Source organism: Streptosporangium longisporum, assembly GCF_039534895.1.
GTDB classification, from domain to species: Bacteria; Actinomycetota; Actinomycetes; order Streptosporangiales; family Streptosporangiaceae; genus Streptosporangium; species Streptosporangium longisporum.
Genome location: NZ_BAAAWD010000007.1, coordinates 264,635 through 282,364 on the forward strand (window position 1 = coordinate 264,635; position 17,730 = coordinate 282,364).

Below are 17,730 nucleotides of genomic sequence, written 5' to 3' on the forward strand. Positions count from 1 at the left end.
ACCCCCGCACGCGCGGGGACGGCACGCGGTGACATTGACGGGAGGCGTCGTGGACGCCGTGGGTCCGGCGAGTCGGCCGGTACCGGCCGGTGTCAGTCGGTGACGTCGGCGCAGACCACGTGGGCGCCCAGCTCGATCATCCGCTGCTCGCTGCGCGCGTCGGCGACCCTGGCCATCAGGATCGGCGCCTCGCTGGCGGCGAGCTGCGGCAGCCGGGCCCGTACCCCGCGGTGGATGTCCCTGACCACGTCCTCGGCCGCCGACATGTGCACCTTGACGTGCAGCATGATCCCCGGGGCACCCGAGGAGGTGCTGGCCTCGGAGATCCACACGTGGTGGACGAGCGGGTAGTCGACGAGCAGGTGCGAGATCGCGGCGCGCAGCGCGGGCAGGATCGGGTGGTCGCAGCGGCGGTAGCCGGGGTCCACCATCTGCATCGGGCCCGACAGGTGCGGCCGGGGCGCCGGGATCCACGAGGCGGCGGGCGCGGCGGGCACGGGGGTCCGCGGCCGGCCCTGCGGGTACGGGGCCTGCGGGGCCGCCGGGGGAGAGGTCTGCGGGTACGCCCCCGGGGAGGACGCGCCCTGCGGGTACGCGCCCGGCGCGGAGGGGGCCTGCGGGTACGGGCTCTGCGGGGCCGTCGGGGGAGCGCTCCGCGGAAGCGCGGGCGCGGAACGCGAGACCGTGGCCATCGCCCCGGTCGCGTACGCGGTGGGGGTCGCGCTCGACAGCGCGGGCGTGGGCCCGCTGCGCGTCGAGAGCAGGTAGCGCTGGAGGTCCTCGATCGGCACGGCCGCGGCGGCCGGACCGGCCGCGTCGATCACGATCTCCCGCACCCCGGTGACGCGCTGGATGTCGAGGACGGTGTCGGCGTCGCAGGCCGACAACGAGTGGCTGCCACGGTGCCGCGCGTAGGTGTCCGCCGAGGTGTATCCGAGCAGGACACGCTCACCCGCCTGGGTCGTGCCGAGCACGACGGAGCGGTCGGGTCGCACGGCGACCAGGAGTCCCCATTCCGCGAGCGCGGCCAGCAGCCGGTGCGGCTCGCCGTGCTGGGCGAGCACGGTGCCGAGAGCGGGGTTCCCGATGCTCATATGAGGAACGATAGGTAGTGGACCACGGCTTATCAGGGTAATCGCGAAGTTTTCTTGGGATCAATACCAACTTGAATTTTGCAGGCATGGGATGCGAGGACGGCGGGTAGCGCCCCCCGGTCACGGCCTACCCCGTCTCGGATCGCGGGACACTCGTGAACGCGTTCACAAGCGCCGATAGACTACGTGAGGTCCGTGCACCTCACCGCCTAGTAAGGATCTGCCTGTGAACAAGCCCGTCGTACTGGTCGCCGAGGAACTCTCCGAGGCCGGTCTCGCGGTTCTGGGCGCGGACTTCGAAGTCCGCCACACCGACGGCGCCGACCGCGCCCAGTTCCTGCCCGCCCTCGCCGACGTGGACGCCCTGATCGTGCGCAGCGCCACGCAGGTGGACGCCGAGGCGATCGCCGCCGCCCCCCGGCTGCGCGTGGTCGCCCGCGCCGGCGTCGGCCTGGACAACGTCGACGTGGAGTCGGCCACCAAGGCCGGCGTCATGGTCGTCAACGCGCCCACCTCCAACATCACCAGCGCCGCCGAGCACACCGTGGCCCTGATCCTCGCCTCCGCCCGCAACGTCGCCCAGGCCCACTCCGCGCTCAAGGGCGGCGAGTGGAAGCGCTCGAAGTACACCGGCGTGGAGCTGGACGAGAAGGTCGTCGCCATCCTCGGCCTCGGCAAGATCGGCCAGCTGGTCGCGCAGCGTCTCCAGCCGTTCGGCGTCGAGCTGATCGCCTACGACCCCTACCTGCAGCCGGCCCGCGCCGCGCAGATGGGCGTCCGCCTGGTCTCGCTGGAGGAGGCCCTGCGCGAGGCCGACTTCATCACCGTGCACCTGCCCAAGTCCAAGGAGACCATCGGCCTCATCGGCGAGCGGGAGCTGCACCAGGTCAAGCCGAACGTGCGCCTGATCAACGTCGCCCGCGGCGGGATCATCGACGAGAACGCGCTCTACTCCGCGATCAAGGAGGGCCGCGTCGCCGGTGCCGGCATCGACGTGTTCCCCAAGGAGCCGGTCACCGACAGCCCGCTCTTCGAGCTGGACCAGGTCGTGGTCACCCCGCACCTGGGCGCCTCGACCCACGAGGCCCAGGAGAAGGCCGGCACCCAGGTCGCGCGGAGCGTGAAGCTCGCCCTGGCCGGGGAGTTCGTGCCGGACGCGGTCAACGTCCAGGGCGGCGCCGTCGCCGAGGACGTCAAGCCGGGCCTGCCGCTGGCCGAGAAGCTCGGCCGGGTGTTCACCGCGCTCGCCGGTGAGGTCGCCACCAGGCTCGACGTCGAGGTGCGCGGCGAGATCGCCTCCCACGACGTCCGGGTGCTGGAGCTGGCCGCCCTCAAGGGCGTCTTCACCGACGTGGTCGAGGACTCGGTCACCTACGTCAACGCCCCGCTGCTGGCCAAGGACCGCGGGGTCACGGTCGAGCTGATCACCAGCTCCGAGAGCCCCGACTGGCGCAACGTGGTGACGGTCCGCGGCGTGCTCGCCGACGGCCGCGCGGTCTCGGTCTCCGGCACCCTGTCCGGGCCGAGGCAGATCACGAAGATCGTCGAGGTCAACGGCTACCAGATGGAGATCGAGCCGACCGACCACCTGTCGTTCTTCACCTACACCGACCGTCCCGGCATCGTCGGCGTGGTCGGCCGCATCCTGGGCGACCACTCGATCAACATCGCCTCGATGCAGGTGGCCCGGGACGTCAAGGGCGGCAAGGCCCTGATCGCGCTCACCGTCGACACCGCCATCCCGGCCGACGTGGTCGACCAGATCGGCGCGGAGATCGGCGCCGACAGCGGCCGCTCGGTCGACCTGACCGACTGACCGTCCCGGCCCGCCGCCCGGCCGCGTCCTGCCGCCTCCGGGAACGGCCGCGACGCGCCGCGGCCCGGCTCCGGACGGACCGTCCGGGGCCGGGCCGGCACCCGCCCACCGTCTCGACATGTGAGAAGTGTGTACGCGGGGCGAGACGACCCTTTCGTCACCGGGTAACCTGATGGAGATGCGCCGGGTGTTCTCGCACTCCGCACCCGCCGTGACGGGGCCTGACAGGGCAGGCCGGCGGCCCGCCACGGTGCCGTGGCGATCGCCGGCTCCGAGCCCTCCGCCCAGCGGTCCGTGACCCGGACCGCGGCATCGGGCCCGGTCCGAGTCCTGACCGGAGTCTCGGCCACCTTCACAGCTCACCCGCGATCGAGACGAGACTCACCATGTACGAGATGTACTCCTGGAACCGCCCGGACGAGAACGAGGACGAGGCGGCCGACGCGATCCAGACCGCCCTGGACCGCCGCGACAACGGTGGCGCGCCCACCCGCTGACCCCGCTGACCCCACCGGCCATCTGCCCGGTACGGCCGCGCGCCGGTCCGGGCCGGCCGGGGCGGACGGGGCGGACGGCTGCGCGAACGCTCGTGACGGGGCCGCAAAGGCTCACCCGTCGACGACGGATCCGGTCGCGCGCTCGATCCGCTCGGCCAGTTCGACCCCCTCGGGGTCGGGGCGCACCCCGCCGACGAAGGAGGCGCGCCGCCAGGAGGCGAGCCGCTCCTCCTTGACCACGTCCCCGCTCCGCGGGGCGTGCACCATGTACCCGGGCTTCGTGATCATTCCGACGTGCCCGAGACCCCGGAAGAAGACCAGGTCCCCGGGCCTGAGGTCCTTCCAGGGGATCTTCCTGGAGAACGCCCCGTACTGCTCGGAGGCGATGCGGGGCAACCTGATCCCGGCGGCCCCGTAGGCGCGGAGCATCAGCCCGGAGCAGTCGAAGCCGCCGCGGCCGGTGCCGCCCCACGCGTACGGCGTGCCGCGTTTGGACATGGCCCAGCTCAGGGCCTTCTGCCAGGCGGGACGCAAGGAGGCGGCGCGCAGGGCGCCCTTCAGGGCGGGCATGCCGAGCGCGGGAGGCGCGGGGGCGGGCAGGGGCGAGGCGGCCAGCGCGGTGGCCGGGGTCGCGAACACCGCGGTCCCGGCGACGAGGACGGACGCGACGCGCGAGGAGATCTTGCCGTACAGGGTCGTTCCTTCCATAGGGCCTGCCGGGTGAGCTGTCGGGCTCGGGCGTGGAGGCCGCCCTACGGCGCGCGGGCGCGCCGATTCGCCCCGAGGGATCCCGTCACGGGCGGCCGGGAACGCGCTCCCGTCGGGGAGCGGGGTTCCCGGGGCCCGGGACGATCCCGGAAAGAGTGGGTCCCCGGCTCCGTACGCATCGATAAGGGATGATCCGTACGAATTAGGCATCAACGTGAACGGTGAGGACCATAACGAAAGCTCACGAAACGGTCAACACAGGATAAAGACGGGCAAAGTGATCAAATGTCCCCGAGGGAAATTTCGTCCGAGGCGTGAGACCGGTGTTCAAGCACCGAGACGGCCCGGTAGGGTGGCCGCATGGATTCGCGTAACATCCGCCTGGCGGTCATCCCCGGGGACGGGATCGGGGTCGAGGTCGTCGCCGAAGGGCTGAAGGTCCTCGAAGCGGTCGGCACGAAGGTGGAGACCACCACCTACGATCTCGGCGCCAAGCGCTACCACGAGACCGGTGAGACGCTGCCCGACGTCGTCCTGGAGGAGCTGCGCGGATACGACGCGATCCTGCTCGGGGCGGTCGGCGACCCCAGCGTGCCCCCGGGCGTGCTGGAGCGCGACCTGCTGCTCAAGCTCCGCTTCCGGCTCGACCACTACGTGAACCTGCGGCCGGTCAAGCTCTTCCCCGGGGTGGAGACCCCGCTGGGCGGGGTCCGGCCGGAGGACATCGACATGATCGTCGTCCGCGAGGGCACCGAGGGCCCGTACGCCGGAGCCGGGGGCGTCATGCGCCACGGCACCCCGCACGAGATCGCCACCCAGGAGTCGCTGAACACCGCCTTCGGCGTCGAGCGCGTGGTGCGCTACGCCTTCGACAAGGCGCTGTCGCGTCCCCGCAGGAGGCTCACCCTGGTCCACAAGACCAACGTGCTCACCTACGCCGGTGACCTGTGGGCCCGCACCGTCGAGAGGGTCGGCCGGGAGTACCCGGACGTCCAGACCGACTACTGCCACGTCGACGCGGCCTCGATGTTCTTCGTCAACCAGCCCGGGCGCTTCGACGTGATCGTCACCGACAACCTCTTCGGTGACATCCTCACCGACATCGGCGCGGCGATCGCCGGTGGCATCGGCCTGGCGGCCAGCGGCAACGTCAACCCCGACCGCACCGCGCCGAGCATGTTCGAGCCGGTCCACGGCAGCGCCCCCGACATCGCGGGCCAGGGCAAGGCCGACCCGACCGCCACGATCCTGTCGGTCGCCATGCTCCTGGACCACCTGGGCCTGGACTCCGAGGCCGCCCGGGTCGAGCAGGCCGTCGCCGACGACCTGGTCGAGCGGGCGACCGGCCGGGCCGGCCGGACCACCCGCGAGATCGGCGACGACATCACCGCCCGAGTAGCCGGCTGAGGAAGCCGCCCACCTCGACCCAGACGCGCCTGGCGGCTCACCGAGCCGCCGGGCGCGTTTTGGTTTTTCCGCCCCGCTGACGGTTTTCGCTATCGATGCAGTAGTTTCCCGTTACCCGGTCCAACGCAGAATGGACGCAAGGGTAAGCCAGACACCAAGAGAAGGATCCGCGTCATGACCACCGCTCAGAAGCTCAGCTTCGACGTGCAGCTCTCCGACCACGCTCGCACCACGGACGAGCGTGAGCAGGTAATGGCGAGCCCGGGGTTCGGCCAGGTCTTCACCGATCACATGGTCTCCATCGACTACACCGAGGGGGAGGGCTGGCACGACGCCCGGCTCACCCCGTACGGGCCGCTCGTCCTCGACCCGGCGACCTCGGTCTTCCACTACGGGCAGGAGCTCTTCGAGGGTCTCAAGGCCTACCGCCAGGAGAACGGCGCCATCGTGACCTTCCGGCCGGAGGCCAACGCCGCCCGGTTCAACGCCTCGGCGCTGCGGATGGCCATGCCCGAGCTGCCCGAGGAGACGTTCGTCGAGTCGCTGGAGCTGCTCGTCCAGACCGACCGCGACTGGGTCCCCACCACCCCGGGGCACAGCCTCTACCTTCGTCCCTTCATGATCGCCACGCAGCCAGCGCTCGGTGTCAACTACCCCTCCAGGACCTACCGGTACATGGTCATCGCCGGACCGGCCGCGGCCTACTTCGGCGGGGGCAAGGCCGTCTCGGTCTGGCTCTCCACCGAGTACACCCGCGCAGCCCCCGGCGGCACCGGGGCCGCCAAGTGCGGCGGCAACTACGCCGGGGCCTTCGTGGCCCAGCGCCAGGCCGTCGAGCAGGGCTGTGACCAGGTGGTCTGGCTGGACGCGGTCGAGCACCGTCACGTCGAGGAGATGGGCGGGATGAACCTGTTCTTCGTCTACGGCGACCGCCTGCTCACCCCGGCGCTGACCGGGACGCTCCTGCCCGGCATCACCCGCGACTCCATCCTCACCCTCGCCGGCGACCTGGGCCTGCGGGCCGAGGAGGGACGCCTGTCGATCGAGGAGTGGCAGAGCGGCTGCGAGTCGGGCGAGCTGACCGAGGTCTTCGCCTGCGGCACGGCCGCGGTCGTCACCCCGGTCGGCGCGGTCAAGGGCGCCGACCGCGCCTGGACGATCGGCGACGGCAACCAGGGCCCGGTCACCTCGAAGATCCGCGAGGAACTCGTGGGCATCCAGTACGGGTCCCGCCCCGACCCGCACGGCTGGGTCCACAAGATCTGCTAGCCGCCACCGGAAGGCCCGGCCGCCGGCCGGTCCCGAAGCCCGGGTCCCGGGCCGGGCCTTCCCGCACGAGGATCAGATCTCGACCAGCCTGCCCGTGTCGATCGTGAGGTTCCACGGCGCGGGCAGTTCGAGCGGTTCACCGAGGGTCACCTGGTGCTGTTGCTGGTACCCCCTCTCTCCAGGATGGCTGAGCAGCCGGGCGATGTTCTGGAAGGCGTCGATCACCAGGTAGAGCGGAACACCCGCGATCGCGCAGTTCTCGGGTTTGACGACATGGTCGTCGTTCCGGCTGCTGGGAGAGACGACCTCCACGACGAGCAGGGTCTCCTCGGCGTAGACGTTCTCGTCGTCCCACAGGCGAGGGGACTTCGGAAGGACCAGGAGATCAGGCCTGTAACGATCTTTTTGGACCCCGAAGAAGATCTTGATGTCGCATACCGGGTCCCACCCCTGTTCCGTGGCGAAGGGGGCGAGCTGGAGCAGCAGACGCGTGATGATTCTGGCGTGGGTGAGCGTGGGCAACTCCCTCACCACGATCCGGCCGTTGATGATCTCGACCTTGCGGTCGGGCCACTGGTCGCACGTCCTCTGGTAATGCCGCTCGAGCTCCTGGTGGTTGGCGGACATGGGCTTCGCCTCACGACGGTCCAGAGTTTTGGCCATGGTGTCGATCCTTCCCTCCGCATCGGTGGGCGCAACGTGCTCGTCATGTGACGTAAAGTAATCGGAAAGCGTCGCGCCCGCGTACGGATCCGGGGAAGTTCTCGTCAGTGCTTTCGAATCATGGTGAGGCCGTCGGCGATGGGGAGCATGACCGAGGTGGTCCGCTCGTCGGCGGTGACCATGTCGTTGAACGCGCGCATGTGCCTGACCGTCTCCTCGTCGCTGGCGGGATCGGCGACACGGCCGCCGCGCAGCGTGTTGTCGGCCAGGATCAGTCCGCCGGGAGCCAGGCGCTCCATCAGGAGCTCGTAGTAGACCGGGTAGGCGGCCTTGTCGGCGTCGATGAAGGCCAGGTCCACGGCCGGGTGCTGGGGCAGTTCGAGCAGCCGCTCGGCCGCCGGGCCGATCCGCAGGTCGATCAGGTCGGCCACCTGCGCCTTCTCCCAGTACCTGCGGGCGATCGCCGTCCACTCCTCGCTCACGTCGAAGCAGGTCAGCCCTCCTCCGGGGGCGAGCCCGCGGGCCAGGCAGATGGAGGAGTAGCCGGTGAAGGTGCCCACCTCCACCGCGTTCCTGGCGCCGCAGAGGCGGGTGATCATCGTCAGGAAGCTCCCCTGGTCGGGGGAGATCTGCATCCTGGCGTCGTCGCCGGTCAGCTCGCGGGTCTCGACGGCCAGCGCGTCGAGGATCTCGTCGGGCAGGGTGGTGTGCGCGAGCAGGTACTGGCCCACGGCGGGGTCGAGGTAGGTGGCCTTCATGGGAGCCATTCTCGCCCGTGACGACCGGCGGTGTCGGCGATTCCGCACCGTGTCGGCACGCCGCCGGCGCGCCGCCCATCTCGGATCGTGAGATCGATGTGTCAGATGGTGTCGGCGTGTGGCAGACTCCGAGGCATCATGTTCTACGGTCTGCTCATTATCGGCAGGCGCGCCGGCTGAAAAGGGACACCGCTGGCGCGCAGACCTCTCACGTCCGTGAGGGGTCATTTTTGTTTCCGGAGCCGGACTGCGCGCGGCGGATCATCGAACCCGCGAAGGAGAACGACATGGCCGACGATCGCTTCCACGTGTACGACACGACTCTCCGTGACGGAGCCCAGCAGGAAGGGCTCAACCTCACGGTGGCCGACAAACTGGCCGTCGCGCGTCACCTGGACGGCCTTGGCGTCGGCTTCATCGAGGGCGGCTGGCCGGGCGCCAACCCCAAGGACACCGAGTTCTTCAGGCGGGCTCGAACAGAGCTGGACCTGAGGCACGCGCAGCTCGCCGCGTTCGGCGCGACCCGCCGGGCAGGTGTGAAGGCGGCCGACGACCCGTTGGTCGCCGCGCTGCGCGAATCCGGCGCGCCGGTCGTGACCCTTGTCGCCAAGAGTCACGACCGGCACGTGGAGCTGGCCCTCCGCACGACTTTGGAGGAGAACCTCGCGATGATCCGCGACACGGTCTCCCATCTTCGTGCGGAGGGGCAGAGGGTCTTCCTCGACGCCGAGCACTTCTTCGACGGCTACATCTCCAACCCGGCGTACGCGCTGGAGGTCCTGCGCGTCGCCGCCGAGGCCGGCGCCTCGGTGATCGCGCTCTGCGACACCAACGGCGGCATGCTCCCCGACGAGCTGGCCGACGTGGTGCACGCCGCCGTCCAGACGTCGGCCAGGATCGGCATCCACTGCCACGACGACACCGGCTGCGCGGTCGCCAACTCGCTGGCCGCGGTGAAGGCCGGCGCCACCCACGTGCAGGGCTGCGCCAACGGCTACGGCGAGCGCTCGGGCAACGCCAACCTGTTCACCGTCGTGGCGAACCTCCAGCTCAAGCGGGGCTTCGACCTGGTGCCCCGGGAGGCGCTGGCGGACATGACCAGGATCGCCCACGCGATCACCGAGGTCACCAACGTCACCCCCAACTCGCACGCCCCCTACGTGGGCGTCTCCGCCTTCGCGCACAAGGCCGGGCTGCACGCCAGCGCCATCAAGGTCGACCCCAACCTCTACCAGCACATCGACCCGGCCCAGGTCGGCAACGACATGCGCATGCTCGTCTCGGACATGGCCGGGCGCGCCTCGGTCGAGCTCAAGGGCCGCGAGCTGGGCTACGAGCTGGGCCCGGACATCTCGCGGGAGCTGGTCAACCGGGTCAAGGAGATGGAGTCCAGGGGCTACACCTTCGAGGCCGCCGACGCCTCCTTCGAGCTGCTGCTCCGCGACACCGTCGCGGGCGAGCGCAGGAGCCACTTCCAGGTCGAGTCCTGGCGGGTGATCGTCGAGCGGGCCCGGGGCGGCGAGGTCGTCAGCGAGGCCACCGTGAAGCTGTACGCCAAGGGTGAGCGGATCGTCGCCACCGGCGAGGGCAACGGCCCGGTCAACGCCCTCGACCGGGCCGTACGGCTCGGGCTGGAGCGCCTCTACCCCGAGCTGGCCGAGGTCGAGCTGATCGACTTCAAGGTCCGCATCCTGGAGGGCACGCACGGCACCGACGCGGTCACCCGCGTGCTGATCACCTCCAGCGACGCGGCCGGGGAGTGGTCCACGGTCGGCGTCGACGAGAACATCATCGAGGCGTCCTGGCAGGCGCTGGAGCAGGCCGTCACCTACGGCCTGCTGCGGGCGGGCCACACCGCCTGAGGGACGCGCCGTCCCCGGCCGGAGAGCCGGGGACGAGGCGGGGACGAGGCGGGGAGCCGCAGGGGACGGGACCGGGAGCCGGGAAACCGTAGCCGGGGACCGGCGGGACGTCAGGCCGGGCCGTCAGGACAGGTCGGCGCCGCGGGCGCGGAGGCTCACCGTACCCTCGGAGGTCTTCACGGTGACCGTGCCGCCTGAGCAGGAGAGCGACGGGTCGTCGGTGCCGGGGACCACCACGGTCAGCACGGAGGCTCCGGCGGCCGGGGCCACCACCGCGGGGGCGGGGTGCCGTTGCAGGTAGGCCGACGAGACCCAGCCCTGGTACGGGTTCTTCCCGCCGCGGACGACCTTCAGCCCGCCGACCGGCCTGCACGACGGCATCGAGACCTGCGCGAGCGTCGCCTTCCACCCCTTCTCGTCCTTCAGCACGACCCGGCCACCGCCGTTCGAGACGACGGACAGGTCGCGGGAGAAGTGCCAGAGGTTGCCCACCCGCGAGCCCTTGGGGACCGTGTCGAGCACGGCCATCACGTCCCGGCCGTGGCCGACGAGCACCGAACGGGTCCTGGGGACGCCGTAGGCCCTGTCGGTCAGCCGGTAGCTCTGCCGGTCCTGCCCGATCGAGGACCTGCTCAGGGCGGTGGCCGTGCCACCGCGGAACCGGGCCCCGGCCACCGTCGAGGTGTTGTGCGCCTGGGGGGACATCGTCCAGCGCCGGTAGCCGCTGTTCTCGTACGAGTCGAAGCCCGCGTCGACCAGGACGTCGCGGCCCTGGGCGTAGTAGGTCACGCCCAGGTGGTCCTCGTGGCCGTGGTACTTCATGCCGGGCCCGAAGCGGATGGAGTAGAAGGCCGAGCCGGGGTCGTTCCAGGAGGTGCGCCCGTAGACGTAGCCGTTGCCGAACACCCGCACGGTCTTCTTCGGCGGGCTGTAGCCGACCGGCCGCACGTCCGCCCCGCCGTCGCCGATCGGGACCATGTACCCGTTCGGCTGGGTGGAGTGGGAGATGAAGTCCTCCATCGACTCCCAGCGCCGGGAGATCTCCCCGGGCACCGTGAGTCTGCACGCCCGGATGTTGTCCATGGCCACCCGCAGGCGCTCGTACACGTAGATCGCGTAACGCGGGGCCTGCTCGCGCAGCGCGCCCTGGGAGTCCACGTCGAGCTTCACGGTCTCGGTGAGACGCCTGATCGCCAGACCGGACCACTCCTTGCGGCCGTAGCGGCAGCCGATGCCCAGCAGCGCGATGTCCTGGTCGATGCCGTGGTTGTGGCCCTTCTCGTACAGCTTGGGGTTCGACAGCATGGTGGCGTGCTCGCTCAGGCTGCGGGTGAGCCAATCCGCGTCGACGTGCTTGCTCAGGCAGACCAGCGCGGGCGCGCGCAGCGCGATCGGGTGCTCCTGCCAGGCGTACGGGCTCGTCCGCGCGCCGCCGCGCGGGTTGTCGGCGACCCAGTCCTTGGCGATCTCGACGGCCCGGTCCAGGTACGCCTTGTCGCCGTTGGACTCGTAGTCGGCGACGAGGCGGCCCATCCAGCGCAGCGAGTGGAACACCATGCTCCACGAACGGTTGCGGTAGGGATCGGTGCGCCAGTCGACGTTCTTGCCGATCTTCACCGGGGCCAGGTCCAGGAAGCCGAGCCTGCCGCCCATCACGTCCGACCCGGTGGGCGTCGCGGGCAGCCAGTCGCCCTGACACTCCGTGGTGCGTTTCGCGGCCCCGGCCTCGGCGGTGCCGACCGGGACGAGGCAGGTCAGCAGGGAGACCAGGGCAAGAGCGAGTGCTTGTGTGCGGCGGCGCACGCCAGTTCCTTCCGGGCGGAGTCGAGTCGCGTCATGAGGGCGGATCATGCTGTCCGAATCCCACCAAACCGGTCAAGGTGGGAGGGGCGCTTCCAGGAGATCGTTAGCAATTGGATGCGGGTCCCCGCCCGTGGGACCGGTGGGTCCCCTGAACCCTACGGGGCCGATGAGACCTCATGGGCCCCGGGGGCACGTGGTCACAAGGGTCAGGGGGCCGAGGGCGAAGGGCGGGAGGGCACGGGATCGCGGAGGGCCGAGGGTCACAGGGGCGAGGGACGCGGAGTCACGGGGCCGGGGACGTGGCGGCTTCCGCTCCGGGGGCGATGCCTCCCGGGGCGGTGCCTCCCGGGACGATGCCTTCCGGGGCGGTGCCTCCCGGGACGGTGCCGAAGGTCTCCCGGTAGGCGGTGGGGGAGACGCCCACCCGGCGGCGGAAGTGCGGGCGCAGCGCCACCGCCGAGGCGAACCCCACGCTGCGGGCCACCCGTTCCACCGGCTCGCGGGTGGTCTCCAGCAGCCGCTGGGCCTGCAGGACCCGCTGGTGCAGCAGCCACTGGGCCGGGGTGGTGCCGGTGACCGCGCGGAAGCGCCGGTCGAAGGTGCGGCGGCTCATCGCGGCGCGGGCGGACAGGACGTCCACCGTGAGCTCCCGGTCCAGGTGGCGCAGGGCCCATTCGAGGGTCTCGCCGATCGGGTCGCCGGTGGAGGGCGGCGGCACCGGATGGTCGATGTACTGCGCCTGGCCGCCCGCCCGGTGCGGCGGCACCACCAGGCTCCTGGCGATCTGGTTGGCCGTCTCCGGACCGTACGTCCGGCGGACGAGGTGCAGGCACAGGTCGATGCCGGCCGCGCTGCCCGCGGAGGTGAGGACGTCGCCCTCGTCGACGTACAGGACGCCGGGCCGGACCTCGACGCGGGGGTGGGACGCGGCGAGCAGGCCGGTGTAGCGCCAGTGGGTGGTGGCCCCGCGCCCGTCCAGCAGCCCGGCGGCGGCCAGTACGAACGTGCCCAGGCAGAGCCCGACCACGGTCGCCCCCCCGCTGATGGGCGCGGCGCAGTGCCTCCAGCGCCTCCGCCGCGGGCGCGGGCCCCGACGGGTTCCGCCAGGTGGGCACGACGACGAGGTCGGCGTCCTCGACGGCGTCCAGGTCGTACGGGGCGGCGAGGGTGATCCCGATGTCGGTGCGGACCGGGCCGCCCTCGGCGGAGACGGCCCGGGTGTCGAACTCCGGCAGCCCCTCCCGCCGCTCCCCGAAGACCGCGATCGGCACCGACGCCTCGAACAGCGGGATGCCGTCGAACAGCATCACCGCGACCGTCCGGAAGCTCATGGCGTGATCCTATCGGCCGGTGTCCTCCAGGCCACTCACGGGAGGCCCGCCCGTTTCGGCAGGCTGGGGGCATGAGACTCGCCGACATCGTCGTCCCCGACACCCAGGCCGCCCGCGGTGCCCTGGAGGTGGCGACCGCCTACTGCACGGCCGCCCTGCTCAACCACTCCGTCCGCGCCTACCTGTGGGCGGCGGCCTACGGCGCCATGAACGACATCGCCTTCGACGCCGAGCTGCTGTACGTGGCGTCGATGCTGCACGACATCGGCCTGGTCGAGGAGTTCGACAGCCACACCGTGCCGTTCGAGGAGGCGGGCGGCCACGTCGCGTGGGTCTTCGCCGCCGGTGCCGGCTGGCCGGTCGAGCGCCGGGTGCGCGCCTCGGAGGTCGTCGTACGCCACATGTGGGACGAGGTGGACCCCGCCAAGGACCCGGAGGGGTACCTGCTGGAGCTCTCCACCGCGCTGGACATCTCCGGCCGCAGGCCCGAGGACTTCCCCGCGGAGCTCCGCGCCGAGGTGCTGAGGGCCTACCCCCGGGCGGGGATCGGCCCGTACTTCACCATGTGCATCCTGGACCAGGCGGGGCGCAAGCCGGACAGCCAGGCCGGACGGCTGGCCCGGTCCGGGATCGCCGAGCTCATGGCCGCCAACCCCCTGGAGGGGTGAGCCCGGGATCCCGGCAGGGCCGGTCGTGCCGGTGGTCAGGCCCCGGGGGCCGGGCCGGTGCTCTGCACCACCTCGAAGGACCACAGCTCGGCCCCGGTGGCGGCGGGACCCTGGCCGTGCCCGTGTCCCTGGGCGGGGCCGTGCCCCTGCTGGCCCTGCTGCCCCTGCTGCCCCTGCGGACCCTGGCCCTGCTGGCCCTGCTGGCCCTGTCCCTGGCCCGCGCCGCCCGCGGCCTGGGCGTGGCCCCGCTGGAAGGCCTGGCTCTCGGTCCAGCGCTTGAAGTCCTCCTCCGAACGCCAGCGGGTGTAGACCAGGTAGCGGTCGGTGCCCTCCATCGGCCGGAGCAGCTCGAACCACTCGAATCCGTCGGCGGACTCGACGAACCCTGCCCGCGCGGAGAAGCGGCGCTCCAGTTCCTCGCGCATCTCCGCGGACACCGTCAGGGCGTTGATCTTCACGACCGGCACATCGTCTCCTCGAGGTGGTGGGTTCCCGACCACTCTATGATCGGCGCCCCGTCAGGCGAGGGTCCTGCGGGGGTGTGGCGCGTCCTGCACGCTCACCCGGGCGACGGCGGGCATGTCCGGGCTCTCCAGGGCCTGACGCATGTGCGGCAGCACCACCTCGCCCAGCTGCTCGCGGACCGCGCTCATCGGCGCGTCCCCGGCCAGCGTCACCCGTACCCGCACGCAGGGGTCCCGTTCCGTGCCGACCATCGTGGTGGTGGCGCCGAGGATCGCGGGGTGCGCGCCCGCCTCCGCCGACGCCGCGTCGGTCACTCCGCCGGTGTCGACCTCGGTCACCCCGGCCGGGCCGCCGTCCAGCCGCATGGTGTCCAGGCTGCGGCGGCGTCCCTGGACCAGCAGCCAGCGCAGCCCGAACAGGGCGAGCACGATCCCACCGGCCGCGATCACCCACCGCAGCGACGGGTCGTAACGGGCGAACGCCGCGCGCATCGGCTCGTCGACGAGCGGGGCCCGGGCCGGTGCCGCGTCCTGCGGGAGCGCCCCGGCTCCGCGCGCGACCACCAGCGCCGACAGCGCGAGCAGCGCCAGCCCCACGAGGAGCAGTCCCAGCCGGTTGCCCCGGGCGGTCGTGTCGTTCACGGTGCTCACCTGCCTCGCAGCCGCACGCGGACGGAGTGCCTCCGGACGGGGGAGAACGCGTCGATCCGCGCGTTCACCGCCTCCCGTACGACGTCGCCCAGGCCGGTGGCGTCCCGCGTCCCGGCGTCGGCCCGCACGCGCACGGTCCTGCCCAGCAGCCGCACCCGGGCGCGGTCGACGCCCGGCACCGCCTCGGCGGCACGGGCCAGCGACCGGGCGAACCCCCGGCGCTGCACGCCGACGAGCAGCTTCCTGGTCCCGGTCCTGACCGGGACGAGCGTGGGCCGTCCCGGCACGATCGCGAGCAGGACCAGCAGCAGGCCCAGCAGGCCGGTCAGGCCCGCGCCCGCCATCACCCGCGGGTCGCTCCACGGTGTGGACGAGGCCCAGGGAAGGATCCGGTCGTAGGGCACCAGGCGGAGCGGGCGGTTCAGCAGCGCGGAGACGACCTCCAGCGCCACGAGGAGGCCGAGCGCCGTCATCAACAGGGCCGTGATCACCGAGGGGATCACCCGGCGCGGGCGGAACGCCCTGACCGCCGCGCGGTCCGCCGAGGCGTTCCTCGGCACCGCGCCGGTCGCCTGCGACGTGAGCGGTTCCGCGATCTCCGCGCCGGGTGCGGTCGTCGTCCCCGGAGCCGGTCCCGCCGCCTCGGGGACGGGACCGGTCCCGCCGGACGTGCGGGTGGTCATCCGCGCTCCCCGTGGAAGGCGTGAGCCGCGGTGCTCCCGGCGGTCTCGGTGGACCCGGTGCTCCCGCCGGTCCCGGTGGCCTCGGCGGCGCGGGGGTGGCGGGCGGCCGCGCCGGTCCCGGTCAGGGTCACGTCGGTGACGTCGATGTCGATGTGGCCGACGTACAGTCCGGTCAGGGCCATGATCCGCTCGGCCACGTGGCTCCTGACCTGCTGGGCCACCTCGCGGAGCGGGGCCGGGTAGTCCACCGTCACGTCCAGGCGGAGGGTGGTGAGCTCACCGTCCACGGTGGCGCGGGTACCGCCCCGGAAGGACAGCGGCCCCCGCTCGCCGACCTTCCGTACCCGTGCCACCTCTCCGGCCGCGCGGGTCGCGATGCGCGACACCACCCGATCGGATATGTCGGTCCTGCCGCGCTGCTCCGCCGGTACGGCCGGGCGGCCGGACACGGTGGACGGCGCGGACCGGCCCGTCCGTTCCGGGACACCGCCCGGCCCGTCACCGAGCTCCGCGAGCTCCGTGGAGCCCGCGGAGCTCGCGGAGCCCGCGGTCGCCCGGCCGGGCACGGGACGGTGTTCGACCGGAGTGCTCATCGCCGCCTCGCCGCCAGCCTGGACAGGTCGATCTGCCCGCTCTCCGCCAGACGGCCGATCATGAATCCGATCGCGCCCAGCACCAGGACCAGCAGGAACGCCGACAGGCCGCCGAAGGCCCCGGCGAACCCGAGCAGGATGCCGGCCACCGTGCCGAGCACCGACCAGATGGGGAAACCGTTCACGTCACACCTCCGATATGGACGTTCACCGGCCGGTCGCCCGCCATCGAGGCGACCGCCGCGCGCACCTCTTCGGCGATCTCCGGCAGCGGGCGTCCCAGCCTGACGACGATGGAGACCTCCACCTCGTCCTCACGCAGCGCGACACCGGGCATCATCTCGCCGGGCATGTAGGTCGCCACCGTCCCGAACGGGCCGCCGGACAGATCGACGACGTCGGGACAGCGCCGTACCGCGTCGGCCATCCCGCGGGCGAGGGCCGCCGCGCGGTGGACGGGATCCTGCGAGACGTCCCCCGCTCCCGGCCCGTCCTCGGCTTCCGGCCCGTCCGTCCCGCTCCGCGGGCCCGAGGCGATCCCCGGTCCGGTGACCCCCTGCCCGGCCGTCCCCTGCCCGGCCGTCCGTGGTCCGGCCGTCCGCGCGGATCCGTACGCGGGTGCGGGCGGCTCGTGGGCCGGGAGGCCGGGATCGGGTACGGCCGTGCGGCGGGCCGAGGGCCCGGGGTCGGGCGCGGGCACGGCCGTGCGACCGGCCTCGGACGGACCGCGTGCGGGTCCCGGCGCTCCGGGGACGGGGTCGCTCACTGGACGCGCGGCTCCGGCTCGGGCGACTCCTCCGTCCCGTCCTGGCCGGGCATGTGGACGTCGGAGACCTTGATGTTGACCTCGGTGACCTCCAGGCCGCACATCCGCTCGACCGCCGTGATCACGTTGCGGCGCACCGCGCCGGCCAGGTCGGGGATGGACATGCCGTACTCGACGACCACCTCGAGGTCGGCGGCGGCCTGCCGCTCGCCCACCTCGACCGAGACCCCCTGGGTGACGCTTTTTTCGGCGCCCACCATGCCGCGCATCGCGCCGAAGGCGCGCGCCGTGCCCGCGCCCATGTTGTGCACGCCCTGGATCTCCCGGGCCGCAAGACCCGCGATCTTCGCGACCACGCCGCTCTCGATGGTGGTGGTCCCCTTGGGGGTGACCAGCCCACTCTGCATTCCGGAACTGTCGGTGCGAGCCCGGGGCACCGTCGCCTCGCCGCCCTGGGGCCTGTTCACCGTGCTGGCTTCAGTCACGTCCGTTCCTTCCCCCGAGAGGAGACCGTGCCGGTCCCCCGATGGTGCTATAGCCGGTAATACCCCCCATATGGCACACAACCAGGACATACCTTTTCTTAGGGCAATCCTGGCGGTATCCGGAAAATAGGATTTATCTATATTTTTGGGTGCATATGGGTTGTGGGGTCACCGGCCCGGGTGGGCGTACGGCCGGAGACGGCCACGGTCCT

Annotated in this window: 18 protein-coding genes, 1 pseudogene and 1 riboswitch; of the genes and pseudogenes, 6 read left to right on the forward strand and 13 right to left on the reverse strand. The window is 71.9% G+C overall.

Annotated features, from left to right (window positions below; translation table 11 throughout):
- Positions 1-92 precede the first annotated feature (92 nt).
- A complete protein-coding gene (locus ABD832_RS14120; protein WP_344894133.1) occupies positions 93-1,094 on the reverse strand; it encodes a hypothetical protein in 1,002 nt (333 codons plus the stop codon).
- 226 nt (positions 1,095-1,320) lie between these two features.
- On the opposite strand from ABD832_RS14120, the gene serA reads away from it, so the two are divergent.
- Positions 1,321-2,910 carry a phosphoglycerate dehydrogenase gene (serA, locus tag ABD832_RS14125; protein WP_344894136.1) on the forward strand — a complete coding sequence of 530 codons (1,590 nt, stop codon included), beginning with the start codon at positions 1,321-1,323 and terminating at the stop codon, positions 2,908-2,910.
- A gap of 608 nt (positions 2,911-3,518) precedes the next feature.
- Here serA and ABD832_RS14130 read toward each other — a convergent pair.
- Positions 3,519-4,115 carry a C40 family peptidase gene (locus tag ABD832_RS14130; protein ID WP_344894139.1) on the reverse strand — a complete coding sequence of 199 codons (597 nt, stop codon included), beginning with the start codon at positions 4,113-4,115 and terminating at the stop codon, positions 3,519-3,521.
- Positions 4,103-4,334, reverse strand: a riboswitch (cyclic di-AMP (ydaO/yuaA leader). Its footprint overlaps the gene before it by 13 nt.
- A gap of 141 nt (positions 4,335-4,475) precedes the next feature.
- Between ABD832_RS14130 and ABD832_RS14135 the strand changes: the two genes are divergently transcribed.
- Together ABD832_RS14135 and ABD832_RS14140 are read left to right on the forward strand one after the other, a co-directional pair.
- A complete protein-coding gene (locus tag ABD832_RS14135) occupies positions 4,476-5,522 on the forward strand; it encodes a 3-isopropylmalate dehydrogenase (RefSeq protein WP_344894142.1) in 1,047 nt (348 codons plus the stop codon).
- A gap of 174 nt (positions 5,523-5,696) precedes the next feature.
- Entirely contained in the window at positions 5,697-6,791 is a 1,095-nt protein-coding gene (locus tag ABD832_RS14140) for a branched-chain amino acid aminotransferase (RefSeq protein ID WP_344894145.1), read from the forward strand.
- 72 nt (positions 6,792-6,863) lie between these two features.
- Here the strand turns inward: ABD832_RS14140 and ABD832_RS14145 are convergent, their stop codons facing one another.
- Both ABD832_RS14145 and ABD832_RS14150 read right to left on the reverse strand, forming a co-directional pair.
- Positions 6,864-7,454, reverse strand: a complete 591-nt coding sequence (locus ABD832_RS14145) for a Uma2 family endonuclease (protein ID WP_344894147.1) — start codon at positions 7,452-7,454, stop codon at positions 6,864-6,866.
- 104 nt (positions 7,455-7,558) lie between these two features.
- Entirely contained in the window at positions 7,559-8,212 is a 654-nt protein-coding gene (locus ABD832_RS14150; protein ID WP_344894150.1) for an O-methyltransferase, read from the reverse strand.
- Positions 8,213-8,499: 287 nt separating this feature from the next.
- On the opposite strand from ABD832_RS14150, the gene cimA reads away from it, so the two are divergent.
- A complete protein-coding gene (gene cimA, locus ABD832_RS14155; RefSeq protein ID WP_344894153.1) occupies positions 8,500-10,074 on the forward strand; it encodes a citramalate synthase in 1,575 nt (524 codons plus the stop codon).
- 123 nt (positions 10,075-10,197) lie between these two features.
- Here cimA and ABD832_RS14160 read toward each other — a convergent pair whose 3' ends face one another.
- Entirely contained in the window at positions 10,198-11,877 is a 1,680-nt protein-coding gene (locus tag ABD832_RS14160; protein WP_344894156.1) for a heparinase II/III domain-containing protein, read from the reverse strand.
- 283 nt (positions 11,878-12,160) lie between these two features.
- Positions 12,161-12,992 (reverse strand): annotated as a pseudogene (locus ABD832_RS14165) (helix-turn-helix domain-containing protein).
- A gap of 61 nt (positions 12,993-13,053) precedes the next feature.
- Here ABD832_RS14165 and ABD832_RS14170 point away from each other — a divergent pair.
- A complete protein-coding gene (locus tag ABD832_RS14170) occupies positions 13,054-13,215 on the forward strand; it encodes a hypothetical protein (protein ID WP_344894162.1) in 162 nt (53 codons plus the stop codon).
- Positions 13,216-13,279: 64 nt separating this feature from the next.
- Positions 13,280-13,876, forward strand: coding sequence for an HD domain-containing protein (locus ABD832_RS14175; protein WP_344894165.1), 597 nt, complete (start codon positions 13,280-13,282; stop codon positions 13,874-13,876).
- A 35-nt stretch (positions 13,877-13,911) separates the two neighbouring features.
- Here the strand turns inward: ABD832_RS14175 and ABD832_RS14180 are convergent, their stop codons facing one another.
- From ABD832_RS14180 to ABD832_RS14210, 7 genes are read right to left on the reverse strand one after another with little or no spacing between them, the layout of a single operon-like run.
- The gene (locus tag ABD832_RS14180; protein ID WP_344894168.1) at positions 13,912-14,343 is read right to left on the reverse strand and encodes an antibiotic biosynthesis monooxygenase family protein; all 432 of its coding nucleotides are present in this window, start codon (positions 14,341-14,343) and stop codon (positions 13,912-13,914) included.
- 51 nt (positions 14,344-14,394) lie between these two features.
- Complete coding sequence (locus tag ABD832_RS14185; protein ID WP_344894171.1) at positions 14,395-14,982, reverse strand: Asp23/Gls24 family envelope stress response protein; 588 nt, start codon at positions 14,980-14,982, stop codon at positions 14,395-14,397.
- A gap of 5 nt (positions 14,983-14,987) precedes the next feature.
- Positions 14,988-15,674, reverse strand: a complete 687-nt coding sequence (locus ABD832_RS14190; protein ID WP_344894174.1) for a DUF6286 domain-containing protein — start codon at positions 15,672-15,674, stop codon at positions 14,988-14,990.
- A complete protein-coding gene (locus tag ABD832_RS14195; protein ID WP_344894177.1) occupies positions 15,671-16,267 on the reverse strand; it encodes an Asp23/Gls24 family envelope stress response protein in 597 nt (198 codons plus the stop codon). Before ABD832_RS14195 ends, ABD832_RS14190 begins: the two co-directional genes overlap by 4 nt.
- Complete coding sequence (locus tag ABD832_RS14200; RefSeq protein ID WP_344896009.1) at positions 16,264-16,452, reverse strand: hypothetical protein; 189 nt, start codon at positions 16,450-16,452, stop codon at positions 16,264-16,266. Before ABD832_RS14200 ends, ABD832_RS14195 begins: the two co-directional genes overlap by 4 nt.
- Complete coding sequence (locus ABD832_RS14205; RefSeq protein WP_344894179.1) at positions 16,449-17,033, reverse strand: Asp23/Gls24 family envelope stress response protein; 585 nt, start codon at positions 17,031-17,033, stop codon at positions 16,449-16,451. The genes ABD832_RS14200 and ABD832_RS14205 overlap by 4 nt, the downstream gene beginning before the upstream one ends.
- Positions 17,030-17,518, reverse strand: a complete 489-nt coding sequence (locus tag ABD832_RS14210; RefSeq protein WP_413224208.1) for an Asp23/Gls24 family envelope stress response protein — start codon at positions 17,516-17,518, stop codon at positions 17,030-17,032. The genes ABD832_RS14205 and ABD832_RS14210 overlap by 4 nt, the downstream gene beginning before the upstream one ends.
- Between the last annotated feature and the right edge of the window lie 212 nt (positions 17,519-17,730).

Excerpts from the sequence above, each read along its gene's own strand:
- ABD832_RS14120 (WP_344894133.1), bottom strand. The coding sequence starts at position 1,094 with ATGAGCATCGGGAACCCCGCTCTCGGCACCGTGCTCGCCCAGCACGGC.
- ABD832_RS14130 (WP_344894139.1), bottom strand. The coding sequence starts at position 4,115 with ATGGAAGGAACGACCCTGTACGGCAAGATCTCCTCGCGCGTCGCGTCC.
- ABD832_RS14135 (WP_344894142.1), top strand. The coding sequence starts at position 4,476 with ATGGATTCGCGTAACATCCGCCTGGCGGTCATCCCCGGGGACGGGATC.
- ABD832_RS14140 (WP_344894145.1), top strand. The coding sequence starts at position 5,697 with ATGACCACCGCTCAGAAGCTCAGCTTCGACGTGCAGCTCTCCGACCAC.
- ABD832_RS14145 (WP_344894147.1), bottom strand. The coding sequence starts at position 7,454 with ATGGCCAAAACTCTGGACCGTCGTGAGGCGAAGCCCATGTCCGCCAAC.
- ABD832_RS14150 (WP_344894150.1), bottom strand. The coding sequence starts at position 8,212 with ATGAAGGCCACCTACCTCGACCCCGCCGTGGGCCAGTACCTGCTCGCG.
- cimA (WP_344894153.1), top strand. The coding sequence starts at position 8,500 with ATGGCCGACGATCGCTTCCACGTGTACGACACGACTCTCCGTGACGGA.
- ABD832_RS14170 (WP_344894162.1), top strand. The coding sequence starts at position 13,054 with ATGTCGGTGCGGACCGGGCCGCCCTCGGCGGAGACGGCCCGGGTGTCG.
- ABD832_RS14175 (WP_344894165.1), top strand. The coding sequence starts at position 13,280 with ATGAGACTCGCCGACATCGTCGTCCCCGACACCCAGGCCGCCCGCGGT.
- ABD832_RS14190 (WP_344894174.1), bottom strand. The coding sequence starts at position 15,674 with ATGACCACCCGCACGTCCGGCGGGACCGGTCCCGTCCCCGAGGCGGCG.
- ABD832_RS14195 (WP_344894177.1), bottom strand. The coding sequence starts at position 16,267 with ATGAGCACTCCGGTCGAACACCGTCCCGTGCCCGGCCGGGCGACCGCG.